Genomic DNA, 16,586 nt, shown 5'->3' with positions numbered 1-16,586 from the left:
TCGCAAGGTGTCACGCCGTTTTTGTCTCTATTCCCCATGTGGCGCAGGCTGATTTATCACCCGGAAGTTAACTACGCACTGCGACAAACGCTGGTGTTGTGCCTTCCTGTGGCCGTGGGCCTGATTCTGGGCCATCTTCAGCAAGGTCTGCTCTTCTCTCTCGTTCCCGCCTGCTGCAACATTGCCGGTCTGGATACACCGCATAAGCGCTTTTTCAAACGGCTGATCGTGGGCGGCTCGCTGTTTGCGGGCTGTAGCCTCGCCGTGCAGCTTTTGCTGGCCCGCGATATCCCGCTGCCGCTGATCCTCACCGTCCTGGCGATGACCCTGGGCGTAACCGCTGAAATCAGCTCACTGCACGCGCGTTTGCTTCCCGCGTCGCTGATTGCCGCCATCTTCACGCTGAGCCTTGCGGGCAACATGCCGGTGTGGGAGCCGCTGCTGATCTACGCCCTCGGTACGCTGTGGTACGGGCTGTTTAACTGGTTTTGGTTCTGGCTGTGGCGGGAACAGCCGCTGCGGGAATCCCTGAGCCTGCTCTACGTGCAGCTGGCGGATTACTGTGAAGCCAAATACACCTTGCTCACCCAGCATACCGATCCAGAAAAATCACTGCCGCCGCTGCTGACGCGTCAGCAAAAGGTGGTGGATCTGATAAGCCAGTGTTATCAGCAGCTGCATATGCTCGCCGCCAATAAGAACCACGAATATAAGCGGCTGCTGCGCGTCTTCCAGGTGGGACTGGACTTACAGGAGCATATCTCCGTGAGCCTGCACCAGCCGCAGGAGGTGCAAAAACTGGTCGAGCGCAGCCATGCCGAAGCGGTGATCCGCTGGAACGCGCAAACCGTCTCCGCGCGCCTTCGGGTGCTGGCTGACGATATTCTGTATCACCGCTACCCCACGCGCTTTAACATGGACAAACAGCTCGGCGCGCTGGAGAAGATTGCCCGTCAGCATGAAGACAACCCGGTGGGTCAGTTTGCCGCCTGGCACTTCAGCCGTATCGCCCGCGTGTTACGAACCCAGCGTCCGCTTTATCCGCGCGACCTGATGGCCGACAAACAAAAACGCCTGCCGCTGCTGCCGGCGCTCAGAAGTTACCTCTCCCTTAAATCATCTGCCCTGCGCAACGCCGCGCGAATTAGCGTGATGCTGAGCATTGCCAGCCTGATGGGCATGGCGCTGCATCTGCCCAAACCGTACTGGATTTTAATGACCATCCTGTTTGTCACCCAGAACGGCTATGGCGCGACGCGGGTGCGCATTCTGCACCGGGCAGGCGGAACGATGGCGGGGCTGATCATTGCGGGCGTTACGCTGCACTTTCACGTGCCGGAAGGCTATACGCTGGCAGGGATGCTGGTGATCACGATGGTGAGCTACCTGATCATTCGCAAAAACTACGGCTGGGCGATGGTGGGCTTTACGGTAACGGCGGTGTATACCCTGCAGTTGCTCACGCTCAACGGCGAGCAGTTTATTATCGCCAGGCTGGTCGATACCCTGATTGGCTGCCTGATTGCCTTTGGCGGCATGGTCTGGCTGTGGCCTCAGTGGCAAAGCGGGCTGCTCAGACAGAACGCCCACGATGCGCTGGAGGCCGACCAGCAGGCCATTCGCCTGATCCTGAGTGACGACCCGCAGCCCTCCCCGCTGGCGTATCAGCGGATGAAGGTCAACCAGGCGCATAACGCCCTGTTTAACTCGCTGAATCAGGCCATGCAGGAGCCCGGCTTTAACTCGCACTATCTGGCGGACATGAAGCTCTGGGTGACGCACAGCCAGTTTATCGTTGAGCACATCAACGCCATGACCACGCTGGCGCGAGAACATACGATGCTGACGCCCGATCTGGCGCAGCGCTACCTGCAGTCGTGTGAGATTGCCCTGCAGCGGTGTCAGCAGCGACTCGAGTATGACGCGCCTGGCGAGTCAGGGGATTCGAACATTCTGGAGGCGCCAGAGACGCTCACCCACGGGCCAATGAGTACCCTGGAGCAGCATCTGCAGCGCGTTCTCGGGCATCTGAACACCATGCACACCATTTCGTCGGTAGCATGGCGTCAGCGCCCTCACCACGGGATATGGTTAACCCGTCGCTTAACGCGAACGGAGTCTTAAGCGTTTACGATCTTCGCGACCGCCGCGGCAAAACGGTTTAACCCGTCTTCAATGTCCTGATTTTCGACCACCAGCGACGGCGTAAAGCGCATCACGTCCGGCCCGGCATTGAGCACCATCACCCCTTCCTGGGCGGCGGCGTGCAGGAAATCGCGCGCGCGGCCTTTGTACTGTGGCTTCAACTCCGCGCCGATCAGTAACCCCATCCCGCGGATCTCGCTGAAGACGTCATACTGGTCATCAATCTGCTGCAAATGCTTCACGAAAAGCTCACGCTTCGCGTTGACGCCGCTCAGAACCTCAGGGGTGTTGATAATGTCGAACGCGGCACCCGCGACGGCACTCGCCAGCGGGTTACCGCCGTATGTGGAGCCGTGGGAACCCACGTGGAACGCGGAGGCAATCTCCTGCGTCGTTAATACCGCACTGACCGGGAAGCCGCCGCCGAGCGCTTTGGCGCTGGTCAGAATATCCGGCGTCACGCCGTAATGCATGTAGGCAAACAGGGAGCCGGTACGGCCCATCCCGCACTGCACTTCATCAAATACCAGCAGTGCCTGATGCTCATCGCACAGGTCGCGCAGCCCTTTCAGGAACTCAGGCGTGGCAGCCGTTACGCCGCCCTCTCCCTGGATCGGCTCCACCACCACCGCACAGGTGTGGTCATCCATTACCGCTTTTACCGCATGCAAATCGTTAAACGGCACATGGATAATATCGGCCGGTTTTGGTCCAAAACCGTCAGAATACTTTGGCTGTCCGCCGACGGAAACGGTAAACAGCGAGCGACCGTGGAAGGCGTTGTGGAAAGCAATGATTTTGGTTTTGTACGGGCTGTGGCGCGTGGAGGCATAGTAGCGCGCCAGTTTGAAGGCGGTTTCGTTCGCTTCGGTACCGGAGTTCATAAACAGCACGCGTTCGGCGAAGGTCGCGCTGATTAACTTGCGGCCCAGACGCAGCGCCGGTTCGTTGGTAAAGACGTTGCTGGTATGCCACAGGGTTTCCCCCTGGGTTTTCAGCGCCTCCACCAGCACAGGATGGCAATGACCCAGCGCCGTCACCGCAATCCCACCGGCGAAATCAACATACTCTTTCCCCTGCTGATCCCAGACTCGGCTGCCTTTCCCTTTTACCGGGATAAACTCAGCCGGTGCATAAATCGGCAGAATGACTTCATCGAATGTCGCGCGGGTAATTGCAGATTGTTCAGTTGCCATGTCATGACCATCCATTTTATGTCACAGTGATTGTGAAAATATAATCACAAAATATGCATAAAAAATCACAGCAAGGCAACCACTATTCAACGATTGAGGAAATTTGCCAGCAGCTGGTGTCCCTGCTCGCTGAGGATACTCTCCGGGTGGAATTGCACCCCTTCGAGGTCCCATTCACGATGTCGGATCCCCATGATCTCCCGGGTATCGCTCCAGGCGGTAACCTCAAAGCATTCCGGCAGCGTTGACGGGTCAATGACCAGCGAATGGTAGCGCGTCACGGTAAGCGGATTATTAAGCCCCGTAAACACGCCCGTGCCGGTATGGGTCACCGGCGCGGTTTTGCCATGCATCACTTTGGCGGCGCGCACAATGGTGGCACCAAACACCTGCCCAATGGCCTGGTGGCCCAGGCAGACGCCAAGAATGGGCAACTTACCGGCGTAGTGATGAATGACATCCAGCGAAATGCCCGATTCCGACGGCGTGCAGGGCCCCGGCGAGATAACGATTTTCTGCGGGGCAAGCGCGTCGATTTCGGCCAGGCTGATGTCGTCGTTGCGGCGGACCACCACCTCTGCACCCAGTTCACAAAAATACTGGTAAAGGTTCCAGGTGAAGGAATCGTAGTTATCAATCAGCAGAATCATGGCGGCTCCAGAAAAACGTGCCGCCCTATTCTACTCAGTTTCCCGCGCTTCGCTCACTACTTTGGCAAAGATGGCGTTCAGGGCCGTTAAATCGCCCATTGCGCCGCTCTGGTTGGCCGCCGCCCATTTGCCCGGGTCGATATCTTTCCAGCTCAGCTGATAGCCTGCATGGATGGCGAGTTGTTCGAAGAAGATCCGCTGAGCGATACCGTTGCCAATCCGGAAGGGATGGAGCACGTTGATCTCACAGTAGTAGTGACTCAGGCGGGCCACAAACTCCTCTTTCTGCAGACCGTTGAGATACCCCTCTTCCTCGAGATCCTGCATCAGGACATTGCCCTCTTTCTCGATGTAGGCGAAGTGGCAGAAGCGGGTGTCGCCCTGATAAATATCGATTTCGCGGATATCGCCCGCCCAGTCAAAAATATCCTGATAAAGGTGGCGGTGGATTGCACAGAGATGCGGCAACCCCGGTGCCGACGGGCCTAAGCCGAGCGTCGCCACCCGCAGCGCGGTGATCTCATAGGATGCCTTTGCAAGACGGTCAGCCTGGCGAATATTCAGACGGTTACGCATCACATTCAGACCCGGGTAGAGATACGGGTCACGATCGTCACCGATTTTATCGCTCATAGTGCCTCCTGAGTTCTTCAAGACGGCTTTGCGCATCCTGGGCGTTTAGCGTAACGAGCGGGCTATCAACCCCCTCAAGGTGGCGGCTGGCCTGGAAATTACTGTTTCGCTGCTGCTCCCAGAGACGGGATTTTTGCTTATCGGTGAGTTTTTTCACTTAACGCCTCCCTGAAGATGTCCGTGTGCCACAAGTATAAGCAGCAAAACGCGCTTTCGCAGGGAGGGGAGCGAAACACGGGCGAGAAGCGCCCGTGTCAAAGAAGGTTACGGCAGTACTTTTGCAGAGAGGATCACAACCGGTTTCGTCGGCACATTCTGGTATGGGCCAACGTCATGGGACTGCACCTGAGAAATCTTGTCAGCCACATCCATCCCTTTCACCACTTTACCGAAGACCGCGTAACCGAAGTCGCGCTGACCGTGGTCGAGGAAGGCGTTATCCGCCACGTTGATAAAGAACTGGCTGGTGGCGCTGTCTTTATCTGCCGTACGCGCCATTGAGATGGTACCGCGGGTGTTGCGCAGGCCGTTATCCGCTTCATTTTTAATCGGTGCGTTAGGCTGCTTTTGCTGCATTTGCTCGTTAAAACCACCGCCCTGCACCATAAAGCCCGGGATCACACGGTGGAATGTGGTGCCGTTATAGAAACCGTTATTCACGTAGTCGAGGAAGTTTTTCACAGAAACCGGAGCTTTCTGGCTATTCAGTTCCAGCTCAATATTCCCGGCGGAGGTGGTCAGCAGAACGTGAGGGTCTCCTTTGGCTGCCAGCGCAGCAGGGGAAACGGCAGAAAGAGCAAACACAGCTGCGACAGCCGCCAGCGTTGATTTGAGCATGAGAATTCCTTAACAAAGCGCAGTATAAAAAGCGAATGGCTTGATTCTAAAGAGCAGTATGAACGGAGACCAGCCTTTTACCTAATTTTACGAAATTGAAACAGTTGTAACCACGCAAACGATTGGTTATGACGTCTATTAATGTGATCTGAGTCACATAAAAACCTGCAATAGCGATCGAATTTCTCTTAAAAGATATGAATGGATCACTTTAATGTCTAAAATCTGCCCGCTCTCAGCGCCCCTCGGGCGCTTTTCTTTTCCTGAACAGGCCAGACATGACTAACAGCAATCGTATCAAGCTCACATGGATCAGCTTCTTCTCCTACGCCCTGACCGGCGCGTTGGTGATCGTCACCGGGATGGTGATGGGTAATATCGCAGACTACTTCCAGCTGCCCGTTTCCAGCATGAGTAACACCTTTACCTTCCTCAACGCCGGGATCCTGATCTCCATTTTCCTGAATGCCTGGCTGATGGAAATTGTTCCACTGAAAACGCAGCTGCGTTTTGGTTTCGTGCTGATGGTCGCCGCGGTAGCGGGTTTAATGGTGAGCCACAGCATCGCCCTGTTCTCTGCCGCCATGTTTGTGCTGGGTCTGGTGAGCGGTATCACGATGTCCATCGGTACGTTCCTGATTACCCATATGTATGAAGGTCGTCAGCGTGGCGCACGTCTGCTGTTTACCGACTCCTTCTTCAGCATGGCGGGGATGATTTTCCCGATGGTAGCGGCCGTTCTGCTGGCACGCAGCATTGAGTGGTACTGGGTTTATGCCTGTATCGGTCTGGTCTACGTGGCAATCTTTATTCTGACCTTCGGCTGTGAATTCCCGGTTCTGGGCAAAAAAGCACAATCCACGGACGAGCCGGTCGCGAAAGAGAAATGGGGTATCGGCGTACTGTTCCTCTCCGTTGCCGCACTGTGCTACATCCTCGGTCAGCTGGGCTTTATCTCCTGGGTACCGGAATACGCCAAAGGCCTGGGCATGAGCCTGAACGACGCGGGTAAACTGGTGAGCGATTTCTGGATGTCTTACATGTTCGGCATGTGGGCGTTTAGCTTCATCCTGCGCTTCTTCGACCTGCAGCGCATTCTGACCGTGCTGGCAGGCATGGCAACCGTACTGATGTACCTGTTCATTAACGGTTCACCGGAGCATATGCCGTGGTTCATCCTAACCCTGGGCTTCTTCTCCAGCGCGATTTACACCTCTATCATTACGCTGGGCTCTCTGCAGACCAAAGTGGCGTCACCGAAACTGGTGAACTTCGTGCTGACCTGCGGCACCATCGGCACCATGCTGACCTTCGTGGTCACCGGCCCGATCGTCGCCCACAGCGGCCCGCTGGCCGCACTGCATACCGCTAACGGTTTGTACGCGGTGGTGTTTGTGATGTGCCTGGTTCTGGGCTTTGTGACCCGCCACCGCCAGCATAATACGGCAGCGGCGTCCCACTGATCCCCTACGCCCCTTTGCGCTCAGCGAAGGGGCTGTTTTTCGTGAAGATGTGCTCTTCCGCAACGTCGTCCATTTTGATCCACGTCTGCGCAAGCTGCGTCGTGGCAATCACTCGCCCCTCCCGAATTGACCAGCGCGCCGGCACCTGGCAGCGCACCGCTTCAAACCCGCTCTCCGCAGGCAGCACGATCAGGTTAGCCAGATTTCCCGTTTCGATACCGTAATCCGTCAGGCCGAAGGTTCGGGCGCTGTTGTGGGTTATCAGGTTCAAACCGTTGTCGATTTGCGAATACCCCATCATCTGACACACATGCAGCCCCATATGCAGTACCTGCAGCATATTGCCGGTGCCAAGCGGGTACCACGGGTCGAAGACATCATCATGCCCGAAACAGACGTTGATCCCCGCCTCCAGCAGCTCCTTCACTCGGGTAATCCCGCGTCGTTTGGGATAATCGTCAAAGCGTCCCTGTAAATGGATATTCACCAGTGGATTGGCGACAAAGTTGATGCCTGACATCTTCAGCAGGCGGAAAAGCCGCGAGGTGTATGCCCCGTTATAGGAGTGCATCGCCGTGGTATGGCTGGCCGTGACCCGCGGGCCCATCCCTGATTCATAAGCCAGGGTGGCCACCGTTTCCAGAAACCGGGACTGCTCATCGTCAATTTCATCGCAGTGGATATCCAGCGGACGGTCATATTTCTTCGCCAGTTCAAAGGCAATGTGCAGCGATTGCACGCCATACTCGCGGGTGAATTCAAAGTGCGGGATTGCTCCGACCACATCGGCGCCCAGTTTCAACGCCTCCTCAAGCAGCGCCGCGCCGTCCGGGTAAGAAAGGATGCCTTCCTGTGGGAACGCCACGATTTGCAGCGTGATCCACGGCGCAACTTCCTGCTTCACCTCCAGCATGGCCTTCAGGGCGGTGAGCGTCGGGTCAGAGACGTCCACGTGGGTGCGCACAAACTGAATACCGTTGGCAATTTGCCCTTTCAGCGTCTTCCAGGCGCGCGCTTGTACATCCTTATGGCTAAGCAGTGCCTTACGCTCCGCCCAGCGCTCAATGCCTTCGAACAGCGTACCGGACTGGTTCCAGCTCGGCTCGCCTGCCGTCTGGGTGGTATCAAGGTGGATATGCGGTTCTATAAACGGGGGAATGGCAAGGCCGCCACGCGCGTTTAAGATTCTTACGTTTTCGTCTTCGGTATCGCCCATCGGCGTTATGCCACCAAAACGGCCCTGCTCAATGGCGATTTGCCACAGCCCTTCGCGACCCGGTAAGCGAACATTCTGGATAAGCCCAAGCGGTGTTGTAGACATGCCTTTCCCCTGAAAAACGCGGCTGAAATTTGGGAGTACGCATTTTTGACAACGCGCCCCTTAATTTGTACACAAAATCGGCGACCTCGAAAAGCCAGCGATTTCCACAACTTATAAAAATCCTGACAAATCAGTCATATACCACCTAAGGAGTAGGCGAAGGCGTATTTGATTTGCATCAATAAGTGCCCCTGCTGAATCGTTAAGGTAGGCAGTAATAGAAAAGAAATCGAGGCAAAAATGAGCAAAGTCAGACTCGCTATCATCGGTAACGGCATGGTCGGCCACCGCTTTATTGAGGATCTTCTCGATAAAGCCGATGCTAACCAGTTCGATATTACCGTGTTCTGTGAAGAACCCCGCAAGGCGTACGACCGTGTGCACTTGTCTTCCTACTTCTCCCATCATACCGCGGAAGAGCTCTCTCTGGTGCGCGATGGTTTCTACGAGAAGCATGGCGTGAAAGTGCTGGTGGGCGAACGCGCTATCACCATCAACCGTCAGGAAAAAGTGATCCACTCCAGCGCCGGACGTACGGTTTTTTACGACAAGCTGATCATGGCGACTGGCTCGTACCCGTGGATCCCGCCGATCAAAGGCTCGGAAACGCAGGATTGCTTCGTTTATCGTACCATCGAAGATCTCAATGCGATCGAATCATGTGCCCGCCGCAGTAAACGTGGCGCCGTGGTCGGGGGGGGGCTGCTGGGTCTGGAAGCCGCCGGTGCGCTGAAAAACCTCGGTGTTGAAACCCACGTCATCGAATTTGCCCCGATGCTGATGGCAGAGCAGCTTGACCACATGGGTGGTGACCAGTTGCGCCGTAAAATCGAAAGCATGGGCGTAAAGGTTCACACCAGCAAAAACACCAAAGAGATTGTGCAGGAAGGCACCGAAGCGCGGAAAACCATGCGCTTTGCCGATGGCAGCGAACTGGAAGTGGACTTTATCGTCTTCTCTACCGGTATTCGCCCGCGCGACAAGCTGGCCACCCAGTGTGGTCTGGCCGTCGCTCAGCGCGGCGGGATCATGATTAACGATACCTGCCAGACCTCCGACCCGGATATCTACGCCATCGGCGAATGCGCCAGCTGGAACAACCGCGTGTACGGTCTGGTCGCGCCTGGCTACAAAATGGCGCAGGTTGCCGTTGACCATATTCTCGGCAACCAGAACGCCTTCGAGGGGGCTGACCTGAGCGCCAAGCTGAAACTGCTGGGCGTAGACGTAGGCGGTATTGGCGATGCGCATGGCCGCACGCCGGGCGCACGCAGCTATGTTTACCTCGATGAAAGCAAAGAGGTGTACAAACGTCTTATCGTCAGTCAGGACAACAAAACCCTGCTCGGCGCGGTGCTGGTGGGCGATACCAGCGACTACGGTAACCTGCTTCAGCTGGTCTTGAACGCCATCGAACTGCCGGAAAACCCGGACGCGCTGATCCTTCCGGCGCATGCGTCCAGCGGTAAGCCGTCCATCGGCGTGGATAAACTGCCCGACAGCGCGCAGATTTGCTCCTGCTTCGATGTGACCAAAGGCATGCTGATTTCGGCCATCAATAAAGGCTGCCATACCGTCGCGGCCCTGAAGGCGGAAACCAAAGCCGGTACCGGCTGCGGTGGGTGTATCCCGCTGGTCACACAGGTTCTGAACGCAGAACTGGCGAAACAGGGTATCGAAGTCAACAATAACCTGTGCGAGCATTTCGCTTACTCTCGCCAGGAGCTGTACCACCTGATCCGCGTGGAAGGCATCAAATCCTTCGACGAACTGCTGGCGAAACACGGCCAGGGTTATGGCTGTGAAGTGTGTAAACCTACCGTGGGTTCCCTGCTGGCCTCCTGCTGGAACGAGTACGTTCTCAAACCAGAGCATACGCCGCTGCAGGATACCAACGATAACTTCCTGGCGAACATTCAGAAAGACGGGACTTACTCCGTCATCCCACGCTCCGCCGGTGGCGAAATCACCCCGGAAGGGCTGGTCGCCGTTGGCCGTATCGCGCGTGAATTTAACCTGTATACCAAAATCACCGGCTCTCAGCGTATCGGCCTGTTTGGTGCGCAGAAAGATGACCTGCCTGAAATCTGGCGTCAGCTGATTGACGCGGGATTCGAAACCGGCCACGCCTACGCGAAAGCGCTGCGTATGGCGAAAACCTGTGTGGGCAGCACCTGGTGCCGTTACGGCGTAGGCGACAGCGTCGGCTTCGGTGTGGAGCTGGAGAACCGCTACAAAGGCATCCGTACACCGCACAAAATGAAGTTTGGCGTCTCCGGCTGTACCCGCGAATGTGCGGAAGCGCAGGGTAAAGATGTGGGTATCATCGCCACCGAGAAAGGCTGGAACCTGTACGTCTGTGGTAACGGCGGCATGAAACCACGCCATGCAGACCTGCTGGCTGCAGACCTCGACCGCGATACGCTGATTCAGTATCTCGACCGCTTTATGATGTTCTACATCCGTACCGCCGATAAGCTGACCCGTACCGCGTCCTGGCTCGATAACCTGGAAGGCGGTATCGAGTACCTGAAATCGGTCATCATTGACGACAAACTGGGCCTGAACGACCATCTGGAAGCGGAAATGGCGCGCCTGCGCGAGGCGGTGATCTGCGAGTGGACTGAAACCGTCAACACCCCGGCGGCGCAGACTCGCTTCAGACACTTTATCAACAGCACCCAGCGCGACCCGAATGTGCAGGTTGTGGCAGAACGCGAGCAACATCGTCCGGCGACACCTTATGAACGTATTCCGGTGACTCTGGTGGAGGAAAACGCATGAGCCAGTGGGTAAACATCTGCAACATTAACGACATTCTGCCTGCCACCGGGGTCTGTGCCCTGCTGGGTAACGAGCAGGTCGCGATATTTCGCCCTCGCCATGATGAACAGGTTTTTGCCATCAGCAATATCGACCCGTTCTTTGAGGCCAGCGTCCTGTCCCGGGGATTAATCGCGGAGCATCAGGGTGAACTCTGGGTCGCCAGCCCGTTGAAGAAACAGCGTTTTCGTTTACGCGACGGGTATTGCATGGAAGATGAGCATTATTCCGTGAAGCCCTACGATGTCCGCGTGAAGGACGGTAAGGTGCAGCTGAAAGGCTAATCTCTCGCCTTTTCAATATGAAAAGCTTATGACCCCTTATGGGTAACGGCAGGAAAAACCGTATGTTCTGTACGATTCCTGCTGTTATCCTGACCTCAATTTCTTACCCCCTCCTTGAATGCTGTGAGGTAATGTCGTGGACCACCTGCCGATTTTCTGTCAATTACGCCATCGCGACTGTCTGCTTGTAGGCGGCGGCGATGTGGCTGAACGCAAAGCGCGCTTGCTGTTAGAAGCAGGAGCCCGACTCACCGTTAACGCCCTGGCTTTTGCCCCGCAGTTTGAGGCCTGGGAAAAAGAAGGGATGCTCACGCTGGTGCAGGGGGGGTTTAATGAATCCTTGCTTGATACCTGCTGGCTGACCATTGCCGCCACGGATGACGATGAAGTGAATCAACGCGTCAGCGACGCCTGTGAAGCGCGCCGCATCTTCTGTAACGTGGTGGATGCCCCGAAGGAGGCCAGCTTTATCATGCCGTCGATCATTGACCGTTCGCCGCTGATGATTGCGGTATCGTCCGGCGGCCGCTCTCCCGTTCTGGCCCGCCTGCTGCGGGAAAAACTGGAAGCCATCCTGCCGCAGCATCTTGGCCAGATTGCCCACTATGCCGGGCAGCTGCGTTCCCGGGTTAAGCAAACCTTCGCGACCGTGGGTGAACGCCGTCGCTTCTGGGAAAAATTCTTTGTGAATGACAGGCTGGCCCAGTCGCTGGCGAATCAGGATCATAAAGCGGTGGAAGAGACGACGGCGCAGTTGCTCTGCGAGCCGCTGGATCATCGTGGTGAAGTGGTGCTGGTGGGTGCCGGCCCGGGCGATGCCGGTTTGCTGACGCTGAAAGGGCTGCAGCAGATCCAGCAGGCGGATATTGTGGTTTATGACCGTCTGGTCTCCGATGAGATAATGAACCTGGTCCGCCGCGATGCTGACCGCGTATTTGTCGGTAAACGTGCCGGGTACCACTGTGTGCCGCAGGAGGAGATTAACCAGATCCTGCTGCGCGAAGCGCAAAAAGGAAAACGCGTGGTGCGCCTCAAGGGTGGCGACCCGTTTATCTTTGGTCGCGGCGGTGAAGAGCTGGAAACGTTGTGCAACGCGGGTATTCCGTTTTCCGTGGTGCCGGGCATCACGGCAGCCTCCGGCTGCTCAGCTTACTCGGGCATTCCGCTGACCCACCGTGACTATGCCCAGAGCGTACGCCTGGTGACGGGCCACCTGAAAACCGGCAGTGAGCTGGACTGGCATAACCTGGCCGCCGAAAAACAGACGCTGGTGTTCTATATGGGGTTAAACCAGGCTGCGACCATTCAGGCCAAACTGCTGGAGCACGGCATGGAAGAGGATATGTCCGTCGCGCTGGTGGAAAACGGTACGTCCATTAAGCAGCGCGTGGTGAACGGCGTGCTGACACAGTTAGGTGAGCTGGCACAGCAGGTTGAAAGCCCGGCGCTGATTATTGTCGGACGCGTGGTGGAGCTGCGCGATAAACTGAACTGGTTCTCGAATCACTAACGCATATTCCCCCTTCCCGGAGTAGTCCTTATGCGGACTACTCCCCTCTTACCGCTCCCGATAACATACCGCCCGCGAAATGGAATTTTTTCATTTATTCCCTCACGTTAGATCCAATTTTCGTTTTTTCAGACAAGGAATGCGTATGTTTAAACTGGCAAAAACCGCCGTTCTGGTAGGCATGTTATCGACTCTGACCGCCTGCACCGGTCACGTTCAAAATACCAAAAATAATTGCAGCTATGATTACCTGCTGCACCCGGCAATTTCCATTTCGAAGATCATCGGTGGCTGCGGCCCGGCCGCACAGCAGTAAGCGTTTTTCAGGCGTAAAAAAACCGGGAATGTCCCGGTTTTTTGTCTGGCTCAGCACGTTTTTTGTCGGGGAGCGCTCATGTTTACCCGACAAAACAGGGTTACGGTTTACCCACAAACCCAATCGCCTGGTACACCGCTTTAAGGGTTTCAGACGCGCGGGCACTGGCTTTTTCCGCGCCCTCTTTCATTACTTTCTGCAGGAAAGCTTCGTCGTTACGGTAGCGGTGATAACGCTCCTGCAGCTCGGTCAGCATGCCGGAAACGGCATCCGCCACTTCCCCTTTCAGGTGACCATACATCTTGCCTTCGAAGTGTTGTTCCAGCTCAGGAATGCTCTGCCCCGTCACACCGGAGAGGATATCCAGCAGGTTGGAGACGCCCGCTTTGTTCTGCACGTCGTAACGCACAACAGGTGGCTCATCGGAGTCGGTCACCGCACGCTTGAGCTTTTTAACGACCGATTTCGGGTCTTCCAGCAGGCCGATAACGTTGTTGCGGTTATCGTCAGACTTGGACATCTTCTTGGTTGGCTCCAGCAGCGACATCACGCGTGCGCCGGATTTTGGAATGAACGGCTCAGGCACTTTGAACACGTCGCCATACAGCGCGTTAAAGCGCTGGGCGATATCGCGGCTCAGTTCCAGATGCTGTTTCTGATCTTCGCCAACCGGCACCTGGTTGGTCTGGTACAGCAGAATGTCTGCTGCCATCAGTACCGGGTAATCAAACAGACCGGCGTTGATGTTTTCTGAGTAGCGCGCGGATTTATCCTTGAACTGCGTCATGCGGCTCAGTTCGCCGAAGTAGGTGTAGCAGTTCAGCGCCCAGCCCAGCTGCGCATGCTCTGGCACGTGAGACTGAACGAAAATGGTGCTCTTCTCAGGATCAATTCCGCAGGCCAGATACAGCGCCAGGGTGTCCAGGGTGGCTTTACGCAGCTTCTCAGGATCCTGACGTGCAGTAATAGCATGCAGATCCACGATGCAGTAAATGCAATGGTAATCATCCTGCATGCTGACCCACTGACGTAACGCACCCATGTAGTTACCAATGGTCAATTCACCTGACGGCTGTGCGCCACTAAAAACGATGGGCTTAGTCATTATTCAATTCCTGATTATCACTGTGCGAAAGCCCGAGTGCGGGCAACAAATCTTTGAAGTGGTCGAACACGACGTCCGGCTCACTCAGCGTGATGGCCTCACCGTAGTTGTAGCCATAGGTTAATCCCACTGAAGGACAACCCGCCGCTCTGGCAGCCAGAATATCATTGCGGGAATCACCGACAAAGAGCAGCTCCGCAGGCGTTAAGGATAATTTTCCTGCCACCAGCAGTAACGGTTCCGGATGCGGCTTTTTGTTCTGCACATCATCACCGCCAACAATGACGGAAAAATACTTTGCGATGTCCAGCGCTTCCAGCAGAGGGGCGACAAAAGGTGTCGGTTTGTTTGTCACCAGCCCCAGCGGAATGCCGTTAGCATGAAGCGCACTCAGCGTTTCTGCGACATCCGGGAACAGGAAGCTGCCCTCTTCGACCGTCTCTTCATAGAAACGATTGAACAATTTACGCAGGATACGCAGCTGTTCTTCCTGCGGGATATCCGCATGATCCACGCTCGGTTTACCCTGTGCAGAACGCTGGGACACACGCTCCTGGCGGGCCCATGTCAACGCGCGCTCCATCAGGACATCGGCGCCATTGCCAATCCACGTGATGACACGCTCTTCGCCCGCAACGGGCAGTTCAAGAGCATACAGCGCCTGGTCTACGGCGCTGGTTAAGCCCGGCGCGCTGTCGACCAGCGTGCCGTCGAGGTCAAATGCGATACCCCGGGTTGCCTGCAATTTATCCATGACTTACCTTCGCCAGTTCACGGCGCATTTCATCAATGACTTTTTTGTAATCCGGTTGGTCGAAAATCGCTGAACCTGCAACGAACATATCCGCGCCCGCTGCCGCAATTTCACCAATGTTATTCACTTTTACCCCACCGTCGACTTCCAGACGAATGTCGTAACCTGACTCATCAATACGACGGCGCACTTCACGCAGTTTATCCAGCGTATGAGGGATAAACGACTGACCGCCAAAGCCCGGGTTAACGGACATCAGCAAAATGACATCCAGCTTATCCATCACATGGTCGAGATAGCTCAGCGGCGTAGCCGGGTTGAAAACCAGACCCGCTTTACAGCCATTCTCTTTGATGAGTTGCAGCGTGCGATCCACATGTTCAGACGCTTCAGGGTGGAAGGTGATGATACTGGCTCCCGCAGCGGCAAAATCAGGCACGATACGGTCAACAGGTTTCACCATCAGATGAACGTCAATCGGCGCGGTAATACCGTAGTTACGCAGCGCTTTAAGCACCATCGGGCCAATGGTCAGATTAGGAACGTAGTGGTTATCCATAACGTCGAAATGGACGACATCCGCGCCCGCCGCGAGTGCTTTTGCAGTGTCTTCACCCAGGCGGGCAAAATCGGCCGACAGAATTGAGGGAGCAATCAAAAACTGTTTCATCCGCATCTCCTTGAAATGTGTTTACCGGCGGGCAAAACGGCTCAGGGGCGATAAAGAGCCAGGAGTTCGTCCACCTTTTTACGTGTGCCGCCGTTGCTGCTTATGCTACGCCGCACTTTGACCTGAAAATGCTTCGCGGCTTTGTACCATTCGCGCGTATCAGGGGTATCGTGATTCGAAATTAACACCGGAATTCTTTTGCTGACCAGCTTTTCCGCCATCTCCGCCAGACGGGCCTGCTCGGCCGGACTGAAGCTGTTGGTGTGATAAGCGGTGAAATTTGCCGTCGCAGACAGCGGTGCGTAAGGCGGGTCGCAATAGACCACCGAGTTTACGCCTGCCAGCTCCATGCACTCTTCATAGGAGAGGCAGTGGAATTCGGCATTCTGCGCTTTTTTAGCAAAGTGATACAACTCATCCTGTGGGAAATACGGACGCTTATAACGGCCAAACGGCACGTTAAACTCACCACGAAGATTATACCGACACAGGCCGTTATAGCCGTGTCGATTGAGATAGAGGAACAACAGCGCCCGGCGGAACGGATCCTGACTCTGATTAAACTCAGTGCGGAACTGGTAGTAAACGTCCGGATTATTGTGCTCGGGTGTAAACAGCTTCCGAGCCTCTTCCACGTACTCGTCGGTCCGCAGTTTGACGATGTTGTAGAGGCTAATGAGGTCGCTGTTGATATCCGCCAGGATATAACGAGAAAAATCGGTATTCAGGAATACCGATCCAGCGCCCACAAAGGGCTCGATAAGACACTCGCCTTTCGGCAGGTGCTTTTTAATATCATCGAGCAGGGGGTATTTCCCCCCTGCCCATTTCAGAAAAGCGCGATTTTTTTTCATGCTGACTAACTGATTACACCTTCTC

Annotated in this window: 16 protein-coding genes; 6 read left to right on the top strand and 10 right to left on the bottom strand. The window is 55.7% G+C overall.

Annotation, left to right across the window (positions count from 1 at the left end):
* The first annotated feature begins 36 nt into the window (after positions 1-36).
* Positions 37-2,124, top strand: coding sequence for a YccS/YhfK family putative transporter (locus tag AAIR21_RS13710; protein ID WP_020884592.1), 2,088 nt, complete (start codon positions 37-39; stop codon positions 2,122-2,124).
* Here AAIR21_RS13710 and argD read toward each other — a convergent pair.
* The 5 genes from argD to ppiA all read right to left on the bottom strand — a co-directional run bounded on the left by argD (position 2,121) and on the right by ppiA (position 5,461).
* Complete coding sequence (gene argD, locus AAIR21_RS13705) at positions 2,121-3,341, bottom strand: bifunctional acetylornithine/succinyldiaminopimelate transaminase (RefSeq protein ID WP_410380043.1); 1,221 nt, start codon at positions 3,339-3,341, stop codon at positions 2,121-2,123. The genes AAIR21_RS13710 and argD overlap by 4 nt on opposite strands.
* A gap of 86 nt (positions 3,342-3,427) precedes the next feature.
* Positions 3,428-3,991, bottom strand: coding sequence for an aminodeoxychorismate synthase component 2 (pabA, locus tag AAIR21_RS13700; protein ID WP_014171933.1), 564 nt, complete (start codon positions 3,989-3,991; stop codon positions 3,428-3,430).
* A 30-nt stretch (positions 3,992-4,021) separates the two neighbouring features.
* Positions 4,022-4,624: a putative adenosine monophosphate-protein transferase Fic gene (locus tag AAIR21_RS13695; protein ID WP_025202869.1), complete on the bottom strand. Its 603-nt coding sequence runs from the start codon at positions 4,622-4,624 to the stop codon at positions 4,022-4,024.
* Positions 4,614-4,781: a YhfG family protein gene (locus AAIR21_RS13690; protein ID WP_183516900.1), complete on the bottom strand. Its 168-nt coding sequence runs from the start codon at positions 4,779-4,781 to the stop codon at positions 4,614-4,616. Before AAIR21_RS13690 ends, AAIR21_RS13695 begins: the two co-directional genes overlap by 11 nt.
* A 107-nt stretch (positions 4,782-4,888) precedes the next feature.
* Entirely contained in the window at positions 4,889-5,461 is a 573-nt protein-coding gene (gene ppiA, locus AAIR21_RS13685) for a peptidylprolyl isomerase A (protein WP_014171936.1), read from the bottom strand.
* A gap of 278 nt (positions 5,462-5,739) precedes the next feature.
* On the opposite strand from ppiA, the gene tsgA reads away from it, so the two are divergent.
* Complete coding sequence (tsgA, locus tag AAIR21_RS13680; protein ID WP_020884588.1) at positions 5,740-6,924, top strand: MFS transporter TsgA; 1,185 nt, start codon at positions 5,740-5,742, stop codon at positions 6,922-6,924.
* A gap of 4 nt (positions 6,925-6,928) precedes the next feature.
* Here tsgA and AAIR21_RS13675 read toward each other — a convergent pair whose 3' ends face one another.
* Positions 6,929-8,245, bottom strand: coding sequence for a cytosine deaminase (locus AAIR21_RS13675; RefSeq protein ID WP_183516899.1), 1,317 nt, complete (start codon positions 8,243-8,245; stop codon positions 6,929-6,931).
* A gap of 240 nt (positions 8,246-8,485) precedes the next feature.
* On the opposite strand from AAIR21_RS13675, the gene nirB reads away from it, so the two are divergent.
* The 4 genes from nirB to AAIR21_RS13655 all read left to right on the top strand — a co-directional run bounded on the left by nirB (position 8,486) and on the right by AAIR21_RS13655 (position 13,178).
* Positions 8,486-11,029 carry a nitrite reductase large subunit NirB gene (gene nirB / locus AAIR21_RS13670; RefSeq protein ID WP_014171939.1) on the top strand — a complete coding sequence of 848 codons (2,544 nt, stop codon included), beginning with the start codon at positions 8,486-8,488 and terminating at the stop codon, positions 11,027-11,029.
* Positions 11,026-11,352 (top strand): nitrite reductase small subunit NirD, encoded by a 327-nt coding sequence (nirD, locus tag AAIR21_RS13665; RefSeq protein ID WP_020884585.1) that lies wholly within the window; start codon positions 11,026-11,028, stop codon positions 11,350-11,352. The genes nirB and nirD overlap by 4 nt, the downstream gene beginning before the upstream one ends.
* 136 nt (positions 11,353-11,488) lie before the next feature.
* A complete protein-coding gene (gene cysG / locus AAIR21_RS13660; protein WP_020884584.1) occupies positions 11,489-12,862 on the top strand; it encodes a siroheme synthase CysG in 1,374 nt (457 codons plus the stop codon).
* A 145-nt stretch (positions 12,863-13,007) separates the two neighbouring features.
* Entirely contained in the window at positions 13,008-13,178 is a 171-nt protein-coding gene (locus AAIR21_RS13655) for a YhfL family protein (RefSeq protein WP_032679101.1), read from the top strand.
* Positions 13,179-13,278: 100 nt separating this feature from the next.
* Here the strand turns inward: AAIR21_RS13655 and trpS are convergent, their stop codons facing one another.
* From trpS to dam, 4 genes are read right to left on the bottom strand one after another with little or no spacing between them, the layout of a single operon-like run.
* Positions 13,279-14,283, bottom strand: coding sequence for a tryptophan--tRNA ligase (gene trpS, locus AAIR21_RS13650; protein WP_014171943.1), 1,005 nt, complete (start codon positions 14,281-14,283; stop codon positions 13,279-13,281).
* On the bottom strand, positions 14,276-15,037 hold the full coding sequence (gene gph, locus AAIR21_RS13645; protein ID WP_020884582.1) for a phosphoglycolate phosphatase: 762 nt from the start codon (positions 15,035-15,037) through the stop codon (positions 14,276-14,278). The genes trpS and gph overlap by 8 nt, the downstream gene beginning before the upstream one ends.
* Complete coding sequence (gene rpe, locus AAIR21_RS13640) at positions 15,030-15,707, bottom strand: ribulose-phosphate 3-epimerase (protein ID WP_014885523.1); 678 nt, start codon at positions 15,705-15,707, stop codon at positions 15,030-15,032. The genes gph and rpe overlap by 8 nt, the downstream gene beginning before the upstream one ends.
* 41 nt (positions 15,708-15,748) lie before the next feature.
* Positions 15,749-16,561: an adenine-specific DNA-methyltransferase gene (dam, locus tag AAIR21_RS13635; protein ID WP_014171946.1), complete on the bottom strand. Its 813-nt coding sequence runs from the start codon at positions 16,559-16,561 to the stop codon at positions 15,749-15,751.
* Positions 16,562-16,586 lie beyond the last annotated feature (25 nt).

Origin of the sequence: Enterobacter sp. PTB, from assembly GCF_051130085.1 — a bacterium.
GTDB classification, from domain to species: Bacteria; Pseudomonadota; Gammaproteobacteria; order Enterobacterales; family Enterobacteriaceae; genus Enterobacter; species Enterobacter ludwigii.
This window is presented reverse-complemented; position numbering and strand designations above follow the sequence as displayed.